The following is a 20,945-nucleotide window of genomic DNA, read 5'->3' as shown; positions in this document are numbered from 1 at the left end:
GCCGCATCGAATTCCCCCGTCTCTGAAGGATCGCCCGTGAGCCAGTCCCTGATCGCTGCCCTGCAAAACCCGGCCCTCTACCCGCATCCCGTCGAAGGATTTCAGGTCATCGAAACCCACATTTCGTGGGTGATTCTCACCGGTCCCTTTGCCTATAAAGTGAAGAAGCCGGTGAATTTCGGCTTCCTCGACTTCACCAGCCTCGACGCACGTGCACATTTCTGCGCCGAAGAGCTGCGCCTCAACCAGCGCCTGACTGCTGATTTGTATCTGGACGTGTTGCCGGTCACCGGCAGCATCGAAGCACCGCAACTGGGCGGCGACGGCCCGGCTATGGAATACGTGCTGAAAATGCGCCAGTTCCCCCAGAGCGGCTTGCTCAGCACCCTGCAGGCCAACGGCGAGCTGACCACGCAACACATCGATGCGCTGGCCGAGCAGATCGCCCATTTCCATCTCAACGCCCCGAAAGTCCCGGCCGAACACGAAGCTGGCACGCCGGACAGCGTGATGGCGCCGGTCGCGCAGAATTTCGAGCAGATCCTGCCCTTCCTCAGCGACAAGAACGATTTGCTGCAACTCGAGGCCCTGAAAGCCTGGGCCGAAAGCAGCTTCGAACGCCTCAAGCCGCTGTTCGCCCAGCGCAAGGCGCAAGGTTTCACCCGTGAATGCCACGGCGACATCCACTTGGGCAACGCCACTGTGATCGATGGCAACGTGGTGATCTTCGACTGCATCGAGTTCAATGAGCCATTCCGTTTCACTGACGTTTGGGCCGACACCGGTTTCCTCGCCATGGACCTGGAAGACCGTGGCCTGAAATCGCTGGCGCGTCGCCTCATCAGCCAATACCTGGAACTGACCGGCGACTATGAGGGCCTGGAAGTGCTGAACTTCTATAAAGCCTATCGCGCGCTGGTGCGAGCCAAGGTGGCGCTGTTCAGCATGCCGGCGGACGCGACTGCGGTGCAGCGCGCCACCACCCTGCGCCAGTACCGCAACTACGCCAACCTGGCGGAAAGCTACAGCACCATTCCTTCGCGTTTCATGGCCATCACCCACGGCGTTTCCGCTGTCGGCAAGAGTCATGTGGCCATGCGTCTGGTCGAGGCGCTGGGCGCGATTCGCCTGCGTTCAGATGTCGAGCGCAAGCGCCTGTTCGGTGAGCAGACCGTTGCCAACGACGTGCAGGCCGGCATTTACAGCGCCGACGCCAATACCGCGACTTACGCACGCCTGCATGAAATCGCCGAGGTGATTTTGCACGCCGGATTCCCGGTAGTGATCGACGCGACTTACCTCAAGCGCGAGCAGCGCGACAACGCGGCGAAGATTGCCGAAGCCACCGGCACGCCGTTCCTGATCCTCGACTGCAACGCCCCACAAGCAGTGATCGAGAGCTGGCTGGCGATCCGTCAGGCCGATCAGAAGGATCCGTCCGACGCCACCCTTGCGGTGATCGAAGCGCAACAGGCCAATCGCGAAGCGCTGACGCCGGAAGAAATCCTGCGCAGCAAACGCGTGCAGACCAATGAATCCGGCACGCTGGACACCGTGGTCGCGCAGATCCGTCAGCGCCTGCCGGGTCTGTAAAAAACTATTTCGGCCGTGAAGCCCTCGCTCGCTTCACGGCCGTCAAATAGTGGCACTATACTGGCGTCATAAAACCAACAGGTGATCTGACATGAGCCAGCCAAAACTGCTCGACACTCCGCTTTACGCCCTGCTGCACAAAGACGACGTTGCAGGCTTCAACAAGGAACGCCCACAGGATGGCCCGATCGACATGGTCGGCGGCGATTTCCGTGGCCTCGACCTGCGCGAACTGAACGCCGACGGCGTGGATTTCCGCGATGCGTACTTCCGCTCCGCCGATCTGCGTGGCATCGACTTCCGCAAGGCCTCGCTCGAAGGCGCCAGCCTGGCCCATGCGCAGATCTCCGGGGCGTACTTTCCGCCGGAGCTGAGTGCCGACGAGATCCTGATGTCGATGAATTTCGGCACTCGGTTGCGCTATCGCACCCGTTGAGAATCATCGTCAGCCCCTGACACCACCCTCCCCTTCTAGGAGTGAGCCTGCTCGCGATAGCTGACTGACATTCAAAATGGATGTCGGCTGTTATACCGCTATCGCGAGCAGGCTCACTCCTACAGTTGTATGCGCTACGCCCCTCCTCTCTGCGTTCGCAGGTCTTTCACTCCCCTTTCTTAGAAGCTTTTGCGTCGAATCCGACCAAACAACCACGCTTTTCCTACTGATGGCTACACTGCTGAGAAGCTCGCCCACGCACCATTCGGCCGTCGCAAGGAGGCTTGATGAATGATGAACTGCAACACCTGAAAAATCTTGGCAAGACGTCGGCGCAGTGGCTGCATGCCGTGGGCATCCACAGCGCCTCGGACTTGCGTCGCCTCGGTGCGGTGGATGCCTACCGGGCCGTGCGTACTCGGGGGTTTCGCGCATCGAAGGTGTTGTTGTATGCGATCGAGGGCGCGTTGATGGACGTGCACTGGAACGACATCCCCGCCGAGCGCAAGGACGCCTTGAACAAACAGCTCGAAGCCATTTCCGCGCGCCACAAGAACTGAACAGGCGCTGACGCCATGTATTTACTGGGGGAACAATCGGCGCACGCCGACGCGTTGATCAATCGCTTGCAGAATTTTCCCGGGCAGTGGCTGGAGGATTTGTCGCCATGCGCGCCGGTCATCGAGCTGGAGGCAACGGACGATCTGTTTGCACAGGTGCCGAGCGATCAGTTGTTTCTGCTGAGCGAGGGCGTGGTACATGGCTGCATCGCGGGCCGTGCGCTGTTCTTCTGGCAGGAAGGTGATCTGCTCGGCCTGCAACGTGGCGAGCAATGGAATGACTGCCGCTTGCGCAGCGAGGGCACTGTGCGGCTGGTGCCCTACGGACGCGCGGAGGTTGTGCAGCACGTGTACGCCGATCCTGATCGAGCGGAACAGTTGCTGAGCTATCTGCTTGGGCAAATGGCGCTGCTCGCCCACGCCGTGGCCGAGTTGAAACCCCGGGAGTTTCGCAGCACTAACGGCTTCAAACGCGTTGAAGCCGGCGCCGTGCTGATTCAACAGGGCGATGCGGCGGATCATGTGTTCGTGATCATCGATGGGCACGCCGAGGCATTCGTCGACGGGCACAAGGTCGGCGACGTGCCGAGGGACGAGATTTTCGGCGCCATGGCGTTGTTTACCGGCGAGCCGCGCAACGCCACGGTAGTCACGTCAGAGCCGAGCACAGTGATATTGATTCCCGGTGATCAATTTTTGAGCATGACCCGCAGCAATCCGAAGATCGCCCACAGCCTGATTGAGGGCATGGCTCGCCGCATTGGCCAGTTGAATCGACAGATCACGCAATTGACGGCGCATCGCAGCTAGCGCAAAGCCCTTTACTCACGGGGCCTCACGACCGTTCGCAAAACTAAATTACAGATTTGCAAAATCAGCGGTTGACGCGGTAATGAGAATCGCTATGATTATCACAACTGGTCGCGAGATCAGTCGATATTCTGAAAAGCCCTTGGTTCGGACTCTCAGATTATCTCCTCATCAGGCTAATCACGGTTATTTGACCCGGTTTTTACCGGGTCTTTTTTTTGCCTGTGGAAAAGTCATTTGGCGAATTGCTGGCGCATCTGTTCGCAGTAATCCGGCTTCGGCGTGGCCGGCGTGTACCAGACGTAATCGGCCATCGCCGCCGTGACCGCATCGCCCTGCTCGGCCAGCATCAAAACGGTCGGTGCCTCCGCTGCACCGAGATCCAGCAGATGCAGCGGCACGCCAACATCCTTGCGCGCATGCCAGGCACCGGCCAGCAGGATCGCAGGCGTCGGTGCCGCCCGCATGCGTTCGGCCATGCGTTGATCACGCTGTTGCTGAATGGCCAGCATTGCTGGCATCTGTGATTCGGGCAGCAAGCCGCAGTGGGATTCACTGACTTGTCCGAGCAATGTATTTCTCACCGCCAGCGCATTACTGCGCGGACCAACGAGAGCCGGTGGGTTTCGGTAGAACGCGCGGATTTCGCTGTCATCGAGATTGGCCGCCAGCAGTGGATAGGGCTGCGTCAGGGCGAAGCGCACGATCGGCCCGTAAAGATTCCAGTCCCAGCCCTCTTGCCAGGCCAATGCCGCAGGCAGATCTGCCGCAGCGTATTTCGCCTGGCGCGCCGCATCGACTTTCGCTTGTTGATTCGGCGTGAGCATTTCCAGCAGCAGACTGCCTTGCGTTCGCTTCTCGCCGAGCGCCTGCAACAGCCACAATTGCGCCGCGTGATGGTCGGCATTGTCGTGCTGCTCACCGATGATCAAACGCTCCGGTTCAGCGAGACGCACCAGAAGTTGCTGCGCGGTGAGCGTCTCGCCGCTGCGCAGATCGCGGATTTCACCGCCCACTGGCGGAACCGCCACGTGCTGACACCCCGCGAGCAAGACCAGCGCCAACAACCACAATCCACGCATGCGACACCTCGATGATTGATCAGCGGGCGATGATCAGCGGATGCCCACGCTCCGGGTGCGGTTGCACCAAAACCTCCAGGCCGAACACCGCTTTGAGCGTATCCGGACGCAGCACTTGCTGCGGAGTATCCAGCGCGACAGGGCGCCCCTGCTCCAGCAACAGCACGCGATCACAATAGCGCGCCGCCAGATTCAGATCATGCAGGATCACCAGCACCGCCGCGCCACGATTGGCGAACTCGCGAACCGCCTGCAAGGTGGTGTGCTGATGCAGCGGATCGAGCATCGATGTCGGTTCGTCGAGCAACAAGGTTTGCCCGGCCTGGCCCGGCCAGAGTTGCGCCAGCACCCGCGCCAGATGCACGCGCTGACGCTCGCCACCGGACAACGCCAGATAGCTGCGCCCACTCAGGTGCCCGGCGTCGGCGGCGGCCAGCGCCGCCGCGACAATCTCGTCGTCGCGCACGCGCCCGGTCTGGTACGGCAAACGGCCCATGCCGACGACCTCTTCCACGGCGAAGGCAAAATCCAGCGTCGACACCTGCGGTAGCACCGCCAGTCGTTGTGCCCGCTGCGTTCCGCTCCAATGACTTAACGCCTGACCATCGAGCGAGACATTGCCGTCACTGGCGAGTAACTCTCCACACAAGGCGCCGAGCAAGGTGCTTTTGCCGGCGCCGTTCGGTCCCAGCACGCCAAGCACTTCACCGGGTTCGAGCCCGAGCGTGACCCCGCTGAGCACAGTCTTGCGGCCACGGCGGACATGCAGATCGCGTGCAGACAACATCAAGCACGCCCTCGCAGCAGCAGATAAAGGAAGAACGGCGCACCGATGAACGCGGTGACAATGCCGATCGGCAACTCCGCCGGCGCCAGCGCCAGGCGCGCCACCAGATCGGCGAGCAACAACAGGCTCGCACCCGCCAAGACCGAAGCTGGCAATAGCACTTTGTGATCGGGGCCGGCCAGCAGGCGCACCAGATGCGGCACCACCAGCCCGACAAAACCGATCATGCCGGCCGCCGCCACCGCCGCGCCGACACCCAGCGCGGTGCAGAACACCAGTTCGCGCTTGAGTCGTTCGACATCGATGCCCAGATGACCGGCCTCGGATTCACCGAGCAACAAGGCATTCAATGCCTTGGCACGACGCGGCAGCCACAGCGCCACGCCGATGGTGATGATCAGCAAGGGCCACAGTCGCGCGTAACTGGCGCCGTTGAGGCTGCCCAGGTTCCAGAATGTCAGGGTGCGCAGCGTGGCGTCATCGGCCAGATATGTGAACAGACCGACCGCCGAACTGGCCAGCGCCGTCAGCGCGATACCGGCCAACAACATGGTCGCCACATGGGTCTGACCGTTGCGCCGGCCCAGCCGATAGACCAGCGCCGTCACCCCGAGCCCGCCAAGAAACGCACACACCGACAACAGATACGGCCCAAACCACTCCGGCAGGCCGCCAAAGAACGAACCGCCGACAATCGCAATCGCCGCGCCAAGTGCCGCGCCACTGGACACGCCGACCAGTCCCGGATCGGCCAGCGGATTACGAAACAGTCCTTGCATCGCCACCCCGGACAGCGCCAGTACGCCGCCGACCGCCAAGCCGAGCAAGGTTCGCGGCAGGCGGATCTGGCCGAGAATCAGCTCAGCCTGCTCCAACCCTTGCGGCGCCAACGGCACGCCGATCAGACGCAGCGCCGCGCGCAAGGTATCGAACAACGGCAGGCTTACCGGCCCCAGCGCCAGCGACAGCCAGATCGCCAGCAGACACAGCAATGTCAGGCCGATGAACAAGCCACGGGGTTTGACCAGTGTGGTCATTGGCCACCCTTGGCCGGGTAGAAGCCGTCAGTCAGGGTTTTCAGCGCAGCCGGCAACCGTGGCCCGAGACCGCCAACCAGCAGCGTCGGATCCAGCTCCATCACCCGCCCGCTCTTGGCCGCACGGCTGGAATTGAGGATGGGGTTTTCCTTGAACAATGCCGCTTTTGCTGCTTCGCCGGTTAGCGCACGATCAGCGAACACCAGCACCTCGGGATCGAGGCTGGCGAGAGATTCCATGGAAAACGGTTTGTAGCCGGTATGCGTTGCTAGGTTATGGCCGCCGGCCTGTTGCAGCAGCCAATCGGCGGCAGTGTCCTTGCCGGCGATCAACGGCTTGCCGCCCGCATGCCCGAGCAACAGCAACACTCCGGGGGCTTTGTGCGTGGTCTGCACTTGGGCAACGCGCGCTTTCTGCGCCTGGAGTTGCTGTTGATAAGTCTGCAGCAACTGCGCCGCCTGGCTTTGCGCGCCGAGCAACTGGCCCAGATGAGTGACATTTTTTTCCAGTGTCGGCAGATCAGGCTGGGCTGAAAACAACTCGACCTTGACCTTGGCCGCTTTGACTTGCGCCAGAACCGGCGGCGGGCCCATTTCTTCGGTGCCGATCAGAATGTCCGGACGCAGGCTCAAGATGCCTTCCGCCGACAGACTGCGCTGATAACCAATACTCGGCAGCGCCTGCAACGATTGGGGATGCTGACTGGTGGTGTCGACTCCAACCAGTTTTGACTCGCCGCCCAGTGCGCTGACCCATTCCGACAGCGCGCCGCCGGCGCTGACCCAGCGTTGCGGTAAATCCGCTGCGGCCGCCTGATGGCAGAGCAAAAGGCCGGCGCACAGCACGACAACGCGGGTTTTCAGGCGCATACACAGCTTCCTTGAACAAGGTTTCCCGGGCATCGGCGCAGCGAGCCAAGTATCCTCGGCAAACGGCCAGACTCACTGTGGGAGAAGGCCGCCATTTGATAATTGTTTGCATTTGAACGTCAAGCTCGGACATATCCCGACACGAGCGGACATTAGAGGATAGCCATGAAGTTTCTCTGCGCCGGCGGCGATCTGGCCGAAGCCGGCAGTCGCGGTTTCGAAATAGATGGGAGAAAGCTCTTCGCCGTGCGCCGCGGCGGACAAGCTTATGTCTATCTCAATCGCTGCCCGCACCGTGGCGTCGGCCTCGAATGGCAGCCCGACCAGTTTCTCGACCCGAGCAACAGTCTGATCCAGTGCGCGACCCACGGCGCACTGTTTCTGATCGAGGACGGCGAATGTGTTGCCGGACCTTGCGCCGGGCAGTCGCTCACGGCCATTGAATGCCGCGAAGATACACAAGGCGTGTGGGTCGACGTTTAACCGTTTAGCCGCACATCGAGTCGGCGGTCGATGACCATCTCTTCATGGTCCAGGCGCACGCCATATGCCAACACCTCAACACCGCAGGCGACCGCTTCACGCAGCGCCTCGGCATAAGCCCAATCAATCTCCTCCGCCGGGCGCACGGCATCGATGCCGGTGAGGTTCACGCAGTACAACTGCACCGCCCGAATACCGTCGCGCGCCAGATGCGCAAGCTCGCGCAGATGCTTGGCGCCGCGCTGGGTCACCGCATCGGGAAACGCCGCCACCGCCGTACCGTCGAAGCCCAACGTGACGCTTTTCACTTCGACATACGCCGGGCCACTGGGGTATTCGAGGCGGAAGTCGATGCGGCTTTTCTCCTGCCCGTACGCGACTTCACGTTTTAACGCGGTAAACCCAGCCAGCTCGGTGATTACGCCGGCCTGCAGCGCTTCTTCGACCAAGCCATTGGCGCGCCCGGTGTTGACGCAAAACAGCCGGCCCTGCGGGGTTTCGCCAATTTCCCAAGTGCCGGGCAATTTGCGTTTTGGGTCATTGGAGCGACTGAACCAGACCTGCCCGCCCTCGACCTGGCAATTAAGCATCGAACCGGTGTTGGGACAGTGAATGGTCAGCAATTCGCCGCCAACGGTCTCGATATCGGCGAGAAAACGCTTGTACCGGCGAATCAGCCGCGCTTCTTCCAGAGCAGGATAAAAGCGCATCAGCCTTGCCAGCTCTTCAAACCGCGGGCGATACGCTCCACCGCTTCCTGCAAACGTGCGAGGTTTTGTGTGTAAGCGAAGCGCACGTGATGGCCGGCCTGATAACGACCGAAATCCAGTCCCGGCGTGAAGGCGACGTGCTCGGTTTCGAGGAAATGCCGGCAGAACGCGAAGGCATCCCCCCCGAATTGGCTGATATTGGCGTAGAGATAAAATGCGCCCTCCGGTTCAACGGCGATGTTGAAGCCGAGTTCACGCAGCGCTGGCAGGAGGAAGTCACGACGGCGGGCGAACTCGGCGCGGCGCTCTTCGAGAATCGCGATGGTGGCCGGCTCGAAACAGGCCAGCGCCGCGTACTGCGCCATGCTCGGCGCGCTGATGTAGAGGTTCTGCGCGAGTTTTTCCAGTTCGCTGACCGCTGCGTCTGGCGCCACCAGCCAACCCAGGCGCCAACCGGTCATGCCGAAATACTTGGAGAAACTGTTGAGGACAAAAGCGCTGTCATCGACTTCCAGCACACTGGCGGCATCAGTGCCGTAGGTCAGGCCGTGGTAGATCTCATCCACCACCAAGTGTCCGTGCCTGGCCTTGATCGCTGTGGATAACCCGGCCAGTTCATCGCGCGTCAGCAAAGTGCCTGTCGGGTTGGCCGGCGAAGCGACAAGGGCGCCGACACTGTCGTGATCCCAATGCCGCTCGACCAGATCCGGGGTCAGTTGATAACGCACCTCCGGCCCGACCGGCACCAATTGCGCCGCGCCTTCGACCAGGCGCAGAAAGTGCCGATTGCACGGGTAGCCCGGGTCGGCGAGCAGCCAGTGTTTACCCGGATCGACCAACAGGGCACTGGCCAGCAACAGCGCGCCGGAGCCCCCCGGCGTGATCAGAATCCGCCGTGGGTCGATATTCAGGCCGTAACGCGAATGGTAGAAACCGGCGATCGCCTCGCGCAGTTCGGGAATGCCACGGGCGGCGGTGTAACGGGTCTTGCCGGCAGTCAACGCAGCTTGTCCGGCGCGAATGATCGGCTCGGCGGTGGTGAAGTCCGGCTCGCCGATTTCCAGATGGATCACGTCGTGGCCTTCGGCCTGCAATTCATTGGCCCGCGCCAGCAGCGCCATCACATGGAACGGTTCGATCGCACGACTGCGCGCACTGTAGGGGCCCATTGGAATGCCTTCGACGGAAAAAAGAGACGATTCTACCTGTCTGCCGGAACGAGCGAGAACCCGTGAAGGTCACAGCCTCAAGAACGCTGGACTGTAACGATCTGAACGTACGCTCCAGGATTGACTAAAATCAGTGATTGAACAGGTCTCCATTCCCACAGACACGGCTTGTCAGACATCTGCAAGCGCCACCCGCCGGGGGCTCGACATCCGGGAGTAGCGCAGGCTGATTTGATCTGGTAAGTTCGCCCGCTTGCAGCCGCAGGGCCGGCAGGTGTCGGTGATGGAGCAATCCTGCGCAATGGATTACAAGAGTAGAGGCGGTCTATTTCATGTCCACCCAAGCAAAGCAACAACAGAAAGACACGATCAGCGGCTTCGAACCTTACGTTTCGAAGGCGGGTGAAGAGTACATGGGCGCTCCTATGCGCGCGCACTTCACCAAGATCCTGAACAAGTGGAAACTGGACTTGATGCAGGAAGTCGACCGCACGGTTGATCACATGAAAGACGAAGCGGCCAATTTCCCTGACCCGGCCGACCGTGCCAGCCAGGAAGAAGAGTTCGCCCTCGAACTGCGCGCCCGCGACCGCGAGCGCAAGCTGATCAAGAAAATCGACAAGACCCTGCAACTGATCGAAGACGAAGAGTACGGCTGGTGCGAGTCCTGCGGCATCGAGATCGGCGTCAAGCGCCTCGAAGCCCGCCCGACAGCGGATCTGTGCATCGACTGCAAGACCCTGGCGGAAATCAAGGAAAAGCAGGTCGGCAAGTAATCTCGACCTGAACGAAAAACGGAGCGTGCGAACGCTCCGTTTTTGTTTGTGCCTTTTGCCCGCGGAACCTGCTTCTGCCTCTGTGGGAGCGAGCCTGCTCAAATTCTGAATAGCCTTTATCGCCTCCATGACTGCCAAATCCCCCGCCTACATCGGCCGCTTCGCCCCCACGCCCAGTGGTCACCTGCACTTCGGTTCGCTGGTCGCTGCGTTGGCGTCCTACCTTGATGCCCGCTCCGTCGGTGGACGCTGGCTGGTGCGCATGGAAGATCTCGACCCGCCGCGCGAGGAGCCCGGTGCGCAAGCGGCGATTCTCAAGGCGCTGGAAAGCTACGGCTTCGAATGGGACGGCGAAATGGTCCGCCAGAGCGATCGACATGCGGCTTATGCCGAAGTGCTCGATAGCCTGTTCAACCATGGTCTGGCCTACGCCTGCACCTGCTCGCGCAAACAACTGGAGCCCTATCACGGGATTTATCCGGGGTTTTGCCGCAATGCCGGGCATGATCAGCACGACGCCGCGATCCGCCTGCGCGTGCCGGAGCTGGAATACCACTTTATTGATCGCGTGCAGGGCGAATACCGCCAGCACCTGGGCCGCGATGTCGGCGACTTCGTCATCCGTCGGCGCGATGGTCTCTACGCCTATCAACTCGCGGTGGTGCTCGATGACGCCTGGCAAGGCATCACCGACATTGTGCGTGGCGCCGATCTGCTCGATTCGACGCCGCGTCAGCTGTACCTGCAAGAACTGCTCGGCCTGAAACAGCCGCGCTATCTGCACCTGCCGCTGATCACCCAGCCGGACGGCAACAAACTCGGCAAGTCCTACCGCTCGCCGCCGCTTGAAGCCGATCAGGCCACGCCATTGCTGCTGCGGGCCTTGCGCGCACTGGGGCAGAACCCCGGCACCGAACTGGCTCACGCTTCGCCGCGTGAACTGCTGGCCTGGGGCTGTGCGCACTGGGATGCCGACAGGATCCCGCGCACACTGACCTTGCCTGAAGCGCAACTGCAATGACGACACTTGCAGTCGCGCCCCCATCCGTTACCATCGCCGCACGTTTTCGGGCACGCGCATAAAAAAGAGAGGCCGGGATGTACATCTATCGCTTGGTCCTGCTTCTGGTCGTCGGGATCTACCTGTTCTCCCCCGCCATCATGGATTGGTGGATCGACGCGACGGGCGCCTGGTATCGCCCTTATCTGCTCTGGCTGATCCTGATTGTCGTGACCTTCATCCTGCAGAGCCAAAAAGATGCCGATGAGCTTTAGCCTGACCCAGATGATCCTGATCAGCGCCGCGTACCTGGCGGCGCTGTTCGGCGTTGCCTGGGTCAGCGAACGGGGCATGATCCCGCGCGCGATCATTCGCCACCCGTTGACCTACACCCTGTCGCTGGGGGTTTACGCCAGTGCCTGGGCGTTCTACGGCACGGTGGGCCTGGCCTATCAGTACGGTTACGGCTTTCTGTCGAGTTATCTGGGCGTATCCGGCGCGTTTCTGCTGGCGCCGGTGCTGCTTTATCCGATCCTGAAGATCACCCGCACCTATCAACTGTCGTCGCTGGCCGACCTGTTTGCCTTCCGCTTTCGCAGTACCTGGGCCGGCGCGCTGACCACGATTTTCATGCTGATCGGCGTGCTGCCGTTGCTGGCCCTGCAGATTCAGGCCGTGGCCGACTCGATCGGTATCCTCACCGGCGAACGTGTCCAGAGTCGCGTGGCGCTGGCGTTCTGCGCGCTGATCATCCTGTTCACGATTTTCTTCGGTTCCCGGCACATCGCCACGCGCGAGAAACATGAAGGGCTGGTGTTCGCGATTGCCTTTGAATCGATCATCAAACTGATCGCTCTCGGCGGCGTTGGCCTGTACGCGCTGTATGGCGTATTCGACGGCCCGCAACAGCTCGAACTGTGGTTGCTGCAAAACCAGACCGCCCTCGCCGCCCTGCACACGCCACTACAGGAAGGCCCGTGGCGCACGCTGCTGCTGGTGTTCTTTGCCTCGGCGATCGTGATGCCGCACATGTATCACATGACCTTTACCGAAAACCTCAATCCGCGCTCGCTGGTCAGCGCCAGTTGGGGCCTGCCGTTGTTTCTGCTGTTGATGAGTCTTGCCGTACCGCTGATTCTCTGGGCCGGTCTGAAACTCGGCGCCACCACCGACCCGGAATATTTCACCCTTGGCATCGGCATTGCCGCCAACAGCAAACCGCTGGCCTTGCTCGCCTACGTCGGTGGCCTGTCGGCCGCCAGTGGCCTGATCATCGTTACAACCCTGGCCTTGTCGGGCATGGCGCTGAACCATCTGGTGCTGCCGCTCTATCAGCCGCCGGCCGAGGGCAATATCTACCGCTGGCTGAAATGGACCCGTCGAGCGCTGATCGTGGCGATCATCATGGCCGGCTTCGGCTTCTACCTGATGCTCGGCGTCGAACAGGATCTGGCCAACCTCGGCATCGTCGCGTTTGTTGCGACCCTGCAATTTCTTCCCGGGGTGCTCTCGGTGCTGTACTGGCCGACCGCCAACCGCCGTGGCTTCATTGCCGGTCTGCTGGCGGGGATCACGGTCTGGGTGGTGACCATGCTGCTGCCGCTGGTCGGCAATCTGCAGGGTTTCTATATCCCGCTGTTGAACATGATCTACGTGCTCGACGACACCAGTTGGCACATGGCAGCCATCGCCTCGCTGGCGGCCAACGTCCTGATGTTCACTTTGATCTCGCTGTTTACCAACGCCAGCCCGGAAGAAGCCAGCGCCGCCGAAGCCTGTGCGGTGGATAACGTGCGCCGCCCGCAACGCCGCGAACTGCACGCCGCCTCGCCGCAGGAGTTCGCCACGCAGTTGGCCAAGCCGCTGGGTGCCAAGGCTGCGCAGAAAGAAGTCGAGCAAGCGCTGCGCGACTTGTATCTGCCCTTCGATGAACGTCGGCCGTATGCCTTGCGCCGGTTGCGCGACCGCATTGAGGCCAACCTGTCCGGCCTGATGGGCCCGAGCGTTGCGCAGGATATGGTGGAAACCTTCCTGCCCTATAAGGCTGGCGGCGAAAACTACGTCACCGAAGACATTCACTTCATTGAAAGCCGTCTCGAGGATTACCACTCGCGCCTCACCGGCCTGGCCGCCGAGCTCGACGCCCTGCGCCGCTACCACCGCCAGACCTTGCAGGAACTGCCGATGGGCGTCTGCTCGCTGGCCAAGGATCAGGAGATCCTGATGTGGAACAAGGCCATGGAAGAGCTGACCGGCATCGCCGCGCAACGGGTGGTCGGTTCGCGCCTGAGCACCATCGCCAATCCGTGGAAAGAATTGCTGCAAGGTTTTATCAATCTGCCCGACGAGCATTTGCACAAACAGCACCTGGCGCTGGATGGTCAGACTCGCTGGCTGAACCTGCACAAAGCGGCAATCGACGAGCCGTTGGCCCCGGGTAACAGTGGCCTGGTGTTACTGGTCGAGGATCTGACCGAAACGCAGATGCTCGAAGATAAACTGGTGCATTCCGAACGGCTGGCCAGCATCGGCCGACTCGCAGCAGGTGTGGCCCACGAAATCGGCAACCCGATCACCGGCATCGCCTGTCTGGCGCAGAACCTGCGCGAGGAGCGCGAAGATGACGGCGAATTGACGGAAATCAGCGGGCAGATTCTCGAGCAGACCAAACGCGTTTCGCGCATCGTCCAGTCGCTGATGAGCTTCGCCCATGCCGGCAGCCATCAGCACAGCGACGAACCAGTGTGTCTGGCCGAAGTCGCGCAGGACGCCATCGGCCTGCTGGCGCTGAACCGGCGCAATTTCGAAGTGCAGTTCTACAACCTGTGCGATCCCGACCATTGGGTCGAAGGTGATCCGCAACGGCTTGCCCAGGTTCTGATCAATCTGCTCTCCAACGCCCGCGACGCCTCGCCGCCGCACAGTGCGGTACGGGTCAAGAGCGAAGCCGGCGAACACACGGTCGATCTGATCGTCGAAGACGAAGGCAGTGGCATTCCGTCGAGCATCATGGACCGATTGTTCGAACCTTTCTTCACCACCAAGGACCCGGGTGAAGGCACCGGTCTGGGCCTTGCACTGGTCTATTCCATCGTTGAAGAGCATTATGGACAAATCACCATCGACAGCCCGGCTGATGTACAAAGCCAACGCGGCACCCGTATTCGGGTGACCTTACCGCGTCATGTCGAAGCGACGTCCGCTGTGAACTGAGACCGTCGAGAGTATCGAATCAATGCCGCACATTTTGATCGTCGAAGACGAAACCATTATCCGCTCCGCCTTGCGCCGCCTGCTGGAACGCAACCAGTACCAGGTCAGCGAAGCCGGATCAGTGCAGGAAGCACAAGAACGCTTCACCATTCCTACGTTCGATCTGATCGTCAGCGACCTGCGCCTGCCGGGCGCTCCGGGCACCGAGCTGATCAAGCTCGGGCAAGGCACACCGGTGCTGATCATGACCAGTTACGCCAGCCTGCGCTCGGCGGTCGACTCGATGAAAATGGGCGCGGTCGATTACATCGCCAAGCCGTTCGACCACGATGAAATGCTCCAGGCGGTTGCGCGGATTCTGCGCGATCGCCAGTCGGCGCCGGCTGCCGGCGAAGCCACGGCGAGCAAGCCTGCCGCTGGCAACGGCAAAGCCGCTGTGGATAACAGCAATGGTGAAATTGGCATCATCGGTTCGTGCCCACCGATGCAGGACCTGTACAGCAAGATCCGCAAGGTCGCGCCAACCGACTCCAACGTGTTGATTCAGGGTGAGTCCGGTACCGGTAAAGAACTGGTGGCCCGCGCCCTGCACAATCTATCGAAACGCGCCAAGGCGCCGATGATCTCGGTGAACTGCGCGGCGATTCCGGAAAGCCTCATTGAGTCCGAACTGTTCGGCCACGAGAAAGGCGCGTTCACCGGGGCCAGTGCCGGGCGTGCCGGTCTGGTCGAAGCGGCGGACGGCGGCACCTTGTTCCTCGATGAAATCGGCGAACTGCCCCTCGAAGCCCAGGCTCGCTTGCTGCGGGTCTTGCAGGAGGGCGAGATTCGCCGCGTAGGTTCTGTGCAATCGCAGAAAGTCGACGTGCGCCTGATCGCTGCAACTCACCGCGATCTGAAGAGCCTGGCGAAAATTGGCCAGTTCCGTGAAGACCTTTATTACCGTCTGCACGTGATTGCCCTGAAGCTGCCGCCGCTGCGCGAGCGTGGCGCCGACGTCAACGAAATCGCCAATGCCTTCCTCGCTCGCCAGAGCGCGCGGATCAATCGCACCGACCTGAAATTCGCCGCCGATGCCGAACAGGCGATCCGGCACTATTCCTGGCCTGGTAACGTCCGTGAACTGGAGAACGCGGTTGAGCGCGCGGTGATTCTCAGCGAAAGCCCGGAGATTTCGGCCGACCTGCTGGGCATCGACATCGAGCTGAGCGATCTGGAAGACGACGAGTTCATCGGTCTGCCGCCGCAAACCGGCGGTAACGCCAGCAACAGCAGCCATGAGCCGACCGAGGACCTTTCGCTGGAAGACTATTTCCAGCACTTCGTCCTCGAGCACCAGGACCACATGACCGAGACCGAGCTGGCGCGCAAACTCGGCGTCAGCCGTAAATGTCTGTGGGAACGCCGCCAGCGTCTGGGCATTCCACGGCGCAAGACCGGGGTCGCCAGCGAGAGCTGAGCGTTACCCACCGCGTGCGCGGGTAACGCATGACAATGTGAAAAAACTGTTACCGCAGTCGATTCACGTAACAGAAGCCGGGGTTATCGGTAACGAAACCCCGGCTTTTTTTCGCCCCTGCAAAACGGCTATATCGACCTAACCCCTTGTTTTGCTGGGCCTGGCAAAAGTTGGCACGCACCCTGCTATATGTTTGGTACAAGAACAATAACAAGCAATGCACAAGACAATAAAAATAAGACGAATCGACTCACGCACAATAAAAACAAGACGGCGAGAGGCGCAGCTAACTGATTCTTTTGGAGAGGCGTTGTATTTGGGGCTTGCCCCACGACCAGGCCGAGAACAACAAAAACTGTCCTAAGACAGAGCCTGTACTGGTTGGATCGAGAGATCACTGCAATTCAGCGACCAAAGCAATCCGTTTGCTCTTGGCTCCCGATTGGGAGGGTCACGAAGGAAACACTTCGTGGCGAGGGCACTCAACAAAAACAAGAAGCCCGAATCAATAATAAAAAGAGCACGCAACTACTTCTTGGGGAGCTTCGGCTCCCCTTGTAGTTTCTCCCCCGCTGAAATCCCCCCTGTTTCCCTCGTTCGACCCTTGCAGCTTGCGGCTTGCAGCTCATATCTGCTGCGTCCTACACCATCCCCCGACTAAATGCTAGAATCTGCGCCCATCATGCGGTCATTCTTTTGGTATGGCCGAACATTCCTTCAAACAGTGCATCCCATGCTGAAGAAGCTGTTCCAGTCATTCCGAACTCCCGTGCGTCGTACGCAACACATCCGCAGCACCCCTGAAGTGCTCAACAGCGGCCAACATTCGCTGCAGAAAACGCAGTTCAGCCGCTATGCGGTGAATATTGTCGAACGCCTGCAAGGTGCCGGTTACCAGGCTTATCTGGTCGGCGGTTGCGTGCGTGACATGCTGTTGGGCATCACGCCCAAGGATTTCGACGTCGCCACCAGCGCCACCCCCGAGCAGGTGCGTGCCGAATTCCGCAATGCGCGAATCATCGGCCGCCGCTTCAAGCTGGTGCACATCCATTTCGGTCGCGAAATCATTGAAGTCGCGACCTTCCGCGCCAATCACCCGGTCAACGAAGACGAGGAAGACAGCAACCAGTCTTCGCGCAACGAGAGCGGGCGCATTCTGCGCGACAACGTCTATGGCACCCTGGAAGAAGACGCGCAACGCCGCGACTTCACCATCAACGCCCTGTATTACGATCCGGTCAGCGAGCGCATCCTCGATTACGCCAATGGCGTGCACGACATCCGCAATCACCTGATCCGTCTGATCGGCGACCCGAAGCAGCGTTACCAGGAAGACCCGGTGCGCATGCTGCGGGCCGTGCGTTTCGCCGCCAAGCTCAATTTCGGGATCGAGAAGCACACCGTGCAGCCGATCCGCGAACTGGCGCCGATGCTGCGCGAGATTCCCTCGGCGCGGCTGTTCGAAGAAGTGCTCAAGCTGTTCCTCTCCGGCCACGGCGCGATCACCTTTGAAATGCTGGTTGATCTGCAGCTGTTCGCGCCGCTGTTCCCGGCCAGTGCCGAGGCGCTGGAATACAACCCGGAATACACCCACACGCTTATCAGCGAAGCACTGACCAATACCGACCTGCGCATCAAGCAGAACAAACCGGTAACCCCGGCGTTCCTCTTTGCCGCCCTGCTCTGGCCTGCGCTGCCCGCCCGCGTGTTGCGTCTGCAGGAACGTGGCATGCCGCCGATTCCGGCGATGCAGGAAGCCGCTCACGAGCTGATCGCCGAACAGTGCCAGCGCATCGCGATTCCGAAGCGCTTCACCATGCCGATCCGCGAAATCTGGGACATGCAGGAACGCCTGCCGCGGCGCAGCGGCAAACGCGCCGATCTGCTGCTGGACAACCCGCGCTTCCGTGCCGGTTACGATTTCCTGCTGCTGCGTGAAAGCGCCGGCGAGGAGACCGATGGCCTCGGCGAATGGTGGACCGATTATCAGGACGCCAACGACAGCGAGCGCCGCGACATGATCCGCAACCTCAGCGGCAAGGGTGACGATGCCAGCGGCGCGCCACGCAAACGTCGCCGCAGCGGCGGCTCCAAGCGCAAGCGCGCCGGCGCTTCGAGCGCGACGGGCGAGTAAGTCATGGAGCGCATCTACATCGGTCTGGGCAGCAACCTCGCTGACCCGGCCGGACAATTGCGCAGCGCCGTTGCGGCGCTGGGGCAATTGCCGCAGACCACCCTTTCCGGCGTCTCAGCCTTTTATCAAAGCGATTCGCTGTTGCCGGGCCAGCCGCGTTACACCAACGCCGTCGTCGCCCTCGACAGCGCGCTCGCACCGTTAGAGCTGCTCGACGCCTTGCAGGCAATCGAGAATGAGCAGGGCCGCGAGCGTCTGGAGCGTTGGGGGCCACGCACGCTGGATCTGGATATTCTGCTGTTCGGCGATCGCCTGATCGATGAGCCACGGCTGAAAGTCCCGCATTATCAGATTCAGGAGCGGGCCTTTGTGCTCTACCCCCTCGCTGAACTGGCGCCGCAAGACCTGCGGCTGACCGATGGCCGCGCCCTCTCCGACCTTCTGGCCGCTTGCCCGTTCGTCGGTCTTGAGCGCCTCTCCCAGCCCTGACAAAAATCTTCTGTGAAATTTGGTTATGTGGCGAGGGGATTTATCCCCGTTGGACTGCGAAGCAGGCCCAAATCTGACCAAGCTGTATACAACATGGGGCCGCTCCGCGACCCAACGGGGATAAATCCCCTCGCCACAGGTCACCTGCCCATCTCCAGTTTTTGTCAGACAAAAATCCCCCGAATCAGGCCCGCAGCGCCGCTGAATCGCATCAGTAACGGCGGTAACACCGCCCGCGTAACAATGCGGTAACACACGCAATTGACTTCCGGTTGGCTCATCACGACTATAGGCGTCCCGCTGCCGCCAACCCGGCATGAACGGGCGCAATCCAGGCTTTTCAAAGCACGACACAAGACCGTGCGCCTGAGTAGATGAAGAATCACGCGCGTGACTCGCAGCAGTTTCCAGAGCGCCTGAACGAGGATTTTTTACATGCCAGCCATCACCCTGACCACGCTCCAGAGCCTCAAGCAGAAAGGTGAAAAGATCACCATGCTGACCTGCTATGACGCGACCTTCGCCCACGCCTGCAACGAGGCCGGTGTCGAAGTGCTGCTGGTCGGCGACTCCCTCGGTATGGTTCTGCAGGGTCATGACAGCACCCTGCCAGTGACCACGGCGGAAATGGCCTACCACGTCGCCAGCGTCAAGCGTGGCAATGGTGATGCCCTGATCCTCGCCGACCTGCCGTTCATGGCCAATGCCACCCTCGAACAGACCATGACCAACAGCGCCATGCTGATGCAGGCCGGTGCGCACATGGTCAAGGTCGAAGGTCAACTGTGGCTGGCGGAGTCGATCCGCTTGCTCGCCGAGCGCGGTGTGCCGGTGTGTGCGCACATGGGCCTGACCCCGCAAGCAGTGAACATTCTCGGCGGCTATAAAGTGCAGGGCCGCAACGAGAACCAGGCGCGGCAGATGCGTGCCGATGCGATCGCGCTGGAGCAGGCCGGTGCGGCCATGCTGTTGCTCGAGTGCGTACCGAGCGAACTGGCGGCGGAAATCAGCCAGGCCGTGGGCATTCCGGTGATCGGCATCGGCGCCGGCAACGCCACCGACGGTCAGGTGTTGGTATTGCACGACATGCTCGGCCTGTCGATCACCGGCCGCGTCCCCAAATTCGTCAAGAACTTCATGCAGGGTCAGGACAGCATCCAGTCCGCGCTGAAGGCTTACGTCAGCGAAGTCAAAGCCACCACGTTCCCCGGCATCGAACACGGATTCTCTGCATGAACACCGTCAAAACCGTACGCGAACTACGCGCCGCCGTCGCCCGCGCGCGCAGTGAAGGCAAGCGCATCGGCTTCGTGCCGACCATGGGCAACCTGCACAGCGGCCACGTCGCATTGATCACCAAGGCTACGCAGCGAGTGGATTTCGTCGTCGCGAGTATTTTCGTCAATCCGCTGCAATTCGGCGCCGGCGAAGACCTCGACAAATACCCGCGCACCCTCGCCGCCGATCAGGAAAAACTTCTCGAAGCCGGTTGCGACCTGCTGTTCGCGCCGACGGTCGATGAGATGTACCCGGACGGCATGGCCGGACAAACCCGGGTCAGCGTGCCGCAATTGTCCGAAGGCCTCTGTGGCGCGAGCCGTCCGGGGCACTTCGAAGGTGTGGCGACGGTGGTCAGCAAGCTGTTCAACATGGTCCAGCCGGATCTGGCGATCTTCGGCCAGAAGGATTACCAGCAACTGGCGGTGATCCGCGCACTGGTGCACGACCTGAACATGCCGATCCAGATCATCGGCGAGCCGACCGTGCGTGCGGCGGACGGCCTGGCGTTGTCGTCGCGCAACGGCTTCCTCAATGAAGACCAGCGCGCCGTGGCACCAGTGGTGTATCGCGTGCTGAGCAGCATTGCCGAAGCGATCAAGCAAGGTGAGCGTGATTACCCGGCGCTGATCGCTGCACAGTTGCAGGTGCTGGAAGCGGCGGGTCTGCGTCCGGATTATCTGGAAATCCGTCATGGTCTGACCTTGCGTCCGGCGACGGCGGAAGACCGCGATCTGGTGATTCTGGCGGCAGCGTTCCTCGGCACCACGCGGTTGATCGACAACCTGCACCTGAATCTCGATAGCCCGATTTAAGCAGCAACGAATGTCCCTGTGGGAGCGAGCCTGCTCGCGAAGACGGTGTATCAGCGACTTATAAGTTGCCTGACACCACGGCTTCGCGAGCAGGCTCGCTCCCACAAGTGTTTTCGGTGCATGCCGGTTGGGCGAGACTCTTCCGGGCACCTCCGTTTGTCGGGCAAATCCCCGTTCGGATGTTAAAAAAGTACAGGGATCTGGTCAGACAAAGTCAAGACAGAACGCAGCGCGAGGTTTACTGT

Annotated in this window: 20 protein-coding genes; 14 read left to right on the top strand and 6 right to left on the bottom strand. The window is 61.1% G+C overall.

The annotated features are described in order from the left end of the window. Positions 1–36: 36 nt before the first annotated feature. From ACMYUN_RS19210 to ACMYUN_RS19195, 4 genes are all read left to right on the top strand, one after another. Complete coding sequence (locus ACMYUN_RS19210) at positions 37–1,593, top strand: AAA family ATPase (RefSeq protein WP_415761427.1); 1,557 nt, start codon at positions 37–39, stop codon at positions 1,591–1,593. A gap of 91 nt (positions 1,594–1,684) precedes the next feature. Further along, on the top strand, positions 1,685–2,029 hold the full coding sequence (locus ACMYUN_RS19205; protein ID WP_039761605.1) for a pentapeptide repeat-containing protein: 345 nt from the start codon (positions 1,685–1,687) through the stop codon (positions 2,027–2,029). 287 nt (positions 2,030–2,316) lie between these two features. Next, positions 2,317–2,589 carry a TfoX/Sxy family protein gene (locus ACMYUN_RS19200; protein ID WP_016773175.1) on the top strand — a complete coding sequence of 91 codons (273 nt, stop codon included), beginning with the start codon at positions 2,317–2,319 and terminating at the stop codon, positions 2,587–2,589. A gap of 15 nt (positions 2,590–2,604) precedes the next feature. Next, positions 2,605–3,399, top strand: a complete 795-nt coding sequence (locus ACMYUN_RS19195; protein WP_415761426.1) for a Crp/Fnr family transcriptional regulator — start codon at positions 2,605–2,607, stop codon at positions 3,397–3,399. Between the two features lie 233 nt (positions 3,400–3,632). Here the strand turns inward: ACMYUN_RS19195 and ACMYUN_RS19190 are convergent, their stop codons facing one another. From ACMYUN_RS19190 to ACMYUN_RS19175, 4 genes are read right to left on the bottom strand one after another with little or no spacing between them, the layout of a single operon-like run. Next, complete coding sequence (locus ACMYUN_RS19190) at positions 3,633–4,481, bottom strand: ChaN family lipoprotein (protein WP_415761424.1); 849 nt, start codon at positions 4,479–4,481, stop codon at positions 3,633–3,635. Between the two features lie 19 nt (positions 4,482–4,500). Next, positions 4,501–5,268 (bottom strand): heme ABC transporter ATP-binding protein, encoded by a 768-nt coding sequence (locus ACMYUN_RS19185; RefSeq protein WP_415761423.1) that lies wholly within the window; start codon positions 5,266–5,268, stop codon positions 4,501–4,503. Further along, the gene (locus ACMYUN_RS19180) at positions 5,268–6,251 is read right to left on the bottom strand and encodes a FecCD family ABC transporter permease (RefSeq protein ID WP_164558310.1); all 984 of its coding nucleotides are present in this window, start codon (positions 6,249–6,251) and stop codon (positions 5,268–5,270) included. Before ACMYUN_RS19180 ends, ACMYUN_RS19185 begins: the two co-directional genes overlap by 1 nt. A 50-nt stretch (positions 6,252–6,301) precedes the next feature. Then, entirely contained in the window at positions 6,302–7,174 is an 873-nt protein-coding gene (locus ACMYUN_RS19175; protein WP_415761422.1) for a heme/hemin ABC transporter substrate-binding protein, read from the bottom strand. 165 nt (positions 7,175–7,339) lie between these two features. Between ACMYUN_RS19175 and ACMYUN_RS19170 the strand changes: the two genes are divergently transcribed. Next, positions 7,340–7,657 (top strand): Rieske (2Fe-2S) protein, encoded by a 318-nt coding sequence (locus tag ACMYUN_RS19170; protein ID WP_415761420.1) that lies wholly within the window; start codon positions 7,340–7,342, stop codon positions 7,655–7,657. Here ACMYUN_RS19170 and sfsA read toward each other — a convergent pair. Next, the gene (sfsA, locus tag ACMYUN_RS19165) at positions 7,654–8,367 is read right to left on the bottom strand and encodes a DNA/RNA nuclease SfsA (RefSeq protein ID WP_415761419.1); all 714 of its coding nucleotides are present in this window, start codon (positions 8,365–8,367) and stop codon (positions 7,654–7,656) included. The two genes, ACMYUN_RS19170 and sfsA, sit on opposite strands and share 4 nt — an antisense overlap. Continuing rightward, the gene (locus ACMYUN_RS19160) at positions 8,367–9,536 is read right to left on the bottom strand and encodes a pyridoxal phosphate-dependent aminotransferase (RefSeq protein ID WP_415761418.1); all 1,170 of its coding nucleotides are present in this window, start codon (positions 9,534–9,536) and stop codon (positions 8,367–8,369) included. Before ACMYUN_RS19160 ends, sfsA begins: the two co-directional genes overlap by 1 nt. 332 nt (positions 9,537–9,868) lie before the next feature. Between ACMYUN_RS19160 and dksA the strand changes: the two genes are divergently transcribed. The 9 genes from dksA (at position 9,869) to panC (ending at position 20,700) form a co-directional block, all read left to right on the top strand. After that, positions 9,869–10,312 carry an RNA polymerase-binding protein DksA gene (dksA, locus tag ACMYUN_RS19155; RefSeq protein ID WP_016773167.1) on the top strand — a complete coding sequence of 148 codons (444 nt, stop codon included), beginning with the start codon at positions 9,869–9,871 and terminating at the stop codon, positions 10,310–10,312. Positions 10,313–10,439: 127 nt separating this feature from the next. Beyond that, positions 10,440–11,333, top strand: coding sequence for a tRNA glutamyl-Q(34) synthetase GluQRS (gene gluQRS / locus ACMYUN_RS19150; RefSeq protein WP_415761416.1), 894 nt, complete (start codon positions 10,440–10,442; stop codon positions 11,331–11,333). A gap of 77 nt (positions 11,334–11,410) precedes the next feature. Beyond that, positions 11,411–11,587, top strand: a complete 177-nt coding sequence (locus ACMYUN_RS19145; RefSeq protein ID WP_003176118.1) for a hypothetical protein — start codon at positions 11,411–11,413, stop codon at positions 11,585–11,587. Beyond that, positions 11,571–14,525, top strand: coding sequence for a sensor histidine kinase (locus tag ACMYUN_RS19140; RefSeq protein ID WP_161806084.1), 2,955 nt, complete (start codon positions 11,571–11,573; stop codon positions 14,523–14,525). Before ACMYUN_RS19145 ends, ACMYUN_RS19140 begins: the two co-directional genes overlap by 17 nt. Before the next feature lie 22 nt (positions 14,526–14,547). After that, positions 14,548–15,984 carry a sigma-54-dependent transcriptional regulator gene (locus tag ACMYUN_RS19135; protein ID WP_039761623.1) on the top strand — a complete coding sequence of 479 codons (1,437 nt, stop codon included), beginning with the start codon at positions 14,548–14,550 and terminating at the stop codon, positions 15,982–15,984. 733 nt (positions 15,985–16,717) lie between these two features. Next, a complete protein-coding gene (locus ACMYUN_RS19130) occupies positions 16,718–18,118 on the top strand; it encodes a polynucleotide adenylyltransferase PcnB (RefSeq protein WP_415761414.1) in 1,401 nt (466 codons plus the stop codon). Between the two features lie 3 nt (positions 18,119–18,121). Continuing rightward, positions 18,122–18,607 (top strand): 2-amino-4-hydroxy-6-hydroxymethyldihydropteridine diphosphokinase, encoded by a 486-nt coding sequence (gene folK / locus ACMYUN_RS19125; RefSeq protein WP_415761413.1) that lies wholly within the window; start codon positions 18,122–18,124, stop codon positions 18,605–18,607. A 435-nt stretch (positions 18,608–19,042) separates the two neighbouring features. After that, positions 19,043–19,843 carry a 3-methyl-2-oxobutanoate hydroxymethyltransferase gene (panB, locus tag ACMYUN_RS19120; RefSeq protein WP_016773162.1) on the top strand — a complete coding sequence of 267 codons (801 nt, stop codon included), beginning with the start codon at positions 19,043–19,045 and terminating at the stop codon, positions 19,841–19,843. Continuing rightward, positions 19,840–20,700 carry a pantoate--beta-alanine ligase gene (gene panC / locus ACMYUN_RS19115; RefSeq protein WP_039761627.1) on the top strand — a complete coding sequence of 287 codons (861 nt, stop codon included), beginning with the start codon at positions 19,840–19,842 and terminating at the stop codon, positions 20,698–20,700. The genes panB and panC overlap by 4 nt, the downstream gene beginning before the upstream one ends. Positions 20,701–20,945 lie beyond the last annotated feature (245 nt).

The sequence above is a fragment of the Pseudomonas sp. CP4 genome, assembly GCF_047758505.1.
GTDB classification, from domain to species: Bacteria; Pseudomonadota; Gammaproteobacteria; order Pseudomonadales; family Pseudomonadaceae; genus Aquipseudomonas; species Aquipseudomonas fluorescens_AO.
Note: the sequence above shows the minus strand (reverse complement) of the source record. Positions and strands in the feature narration are given on the sequence as shown.

Excerpts from the sequence above, each read along its gene's own strand:
- panC (WP_039761627.1), top strand. The coding sequence starts at position 19,840 with ATGAACACCGTCAAAACCGTACGCGAACTACGCGCCGCCGTCGCCCGC.
- dksA (WP_016773167.1), top strand. The coding sequence starts at position 9,869 with ATGTCCACCCAAGCAAAGCAACAACAGAAAGACACGATCAGCGGCTTC.
- ACMYUN_RS19135 (WP_039761623.1), top strand. The coding sequence starts at position 14,548 with ATGCCGCACATTTTGATCGTCGAAGACGAAACCATTATCCGCTCCGCC.
- sfsA (WP_415761419.1), bottom strand. The coding sequence starts at position 8,367 with ATGCGCTTTTATCCTGCTCTGGAAGAAGCGCGGCTGATTCGCCGGTAC.
- ACMYUN_RS19170 (WP_415761420.1), top strand. The coding sequence starts at position 7,340 with ATGAAGTTTCTCTGCGCCGGCGGCGATCTGGCCGAAGCCGGCAGTCGC.
- ACMYUN_RS19145 (WP_003176118.1), top strand. The coding sequence starts at position 11,411 with ATGTACATCTATCGCTTGGTCCTGCTTCTGGTCGTCGGGATCTACCTG.
- ACMYUN_RS19160 (WP_415761418.1), bottom strand. The coding sequence starts at position 9,536 with ATGGGCCCCTACAGTGCGCGCAGTCGTGCGATCGAACCGTTCCATGTG.
- ACMYUN_RS19205 (WP_039761605.1), top strand. The coding sequence starts at position 1,685 with ATGAGCCAGCCAAAACTGCTCGACACTCCGCTTTACGCCCTGCTGCAC.
- ACMYUN_RS19185 (WP_415761423.1), bottom strand. The coding sequence starts at position 5,268 with ATGTTGTCTGCACGCGATCTGCATGTCCGCCGTGGCCGCAAGACTGTG.
- ACMYUN_RS19130 (WP_415761414.1), top strand. The coding sequence starts at position 16,718 with ATGCTGAAGAAGCTGTTCCAGTCATTCCGAACTCCCGTGCGTCGTACG.
- gluQRS (WP_415761416.1), top strand. The coding sequence starts at position 10,440 with ATGACTGCCAAATCCCCCGCCTACATCGGCCGCTTCGCCCCCACGCCC.
- ACMYUN_RS19200 (WP_016773175.1), top strand. The coding sequence starts at position 2,317 with ATGAATGATGAACTGCAACACCTGAAAAATCTTGGCAAGACGTCGGCG.
- panB (WP_016773162.1), top strand. The coding sequence starts at position 19,043 with ATGCCAGCCATCACCCTGACCACGCTCCAGAGCCTCAAGCAGAAAGGT.
- ACMYUN_RS19175 (WP_415761422.1), bottom strand. The coding sequence starts at position 7,174 with ATGCGCCTGAAAACCCGCGTTGTCGTGCTGTGCGCCGGCCTTTTGCTC.
- ACMYUN_RS19140 (WP_161806084.1), top strand. The coding sequence starts at position 11,571 with ATGCCGATGAGCTTTAGCCTGACCCAGATGATCCTGATCAGCGCCGCG.
- ACMYUN_RS19190 (WP_415761424.1), bottom strand. The coding sequence starts at position 4,481 with ATGCGTGGATTGTGGTTGTTGGCGCTGGTCTTGCTCGCGGGGTGTCAG.
- ACMYUN_RS19195 (WP_415761426.1), top strand. The coding sequence starts at position 2,605 with ATGTATTTACTGGGGGAACAATCGGCGCACGCCGACGCGTTGATCAAT.
- folK (WP_415761413.1), top strand. The coding sequence starts at position 18,122 with ATGGAGCGCATCTACATCGGTCTGGGCAGCAACCTCGCTGACCCGGCC.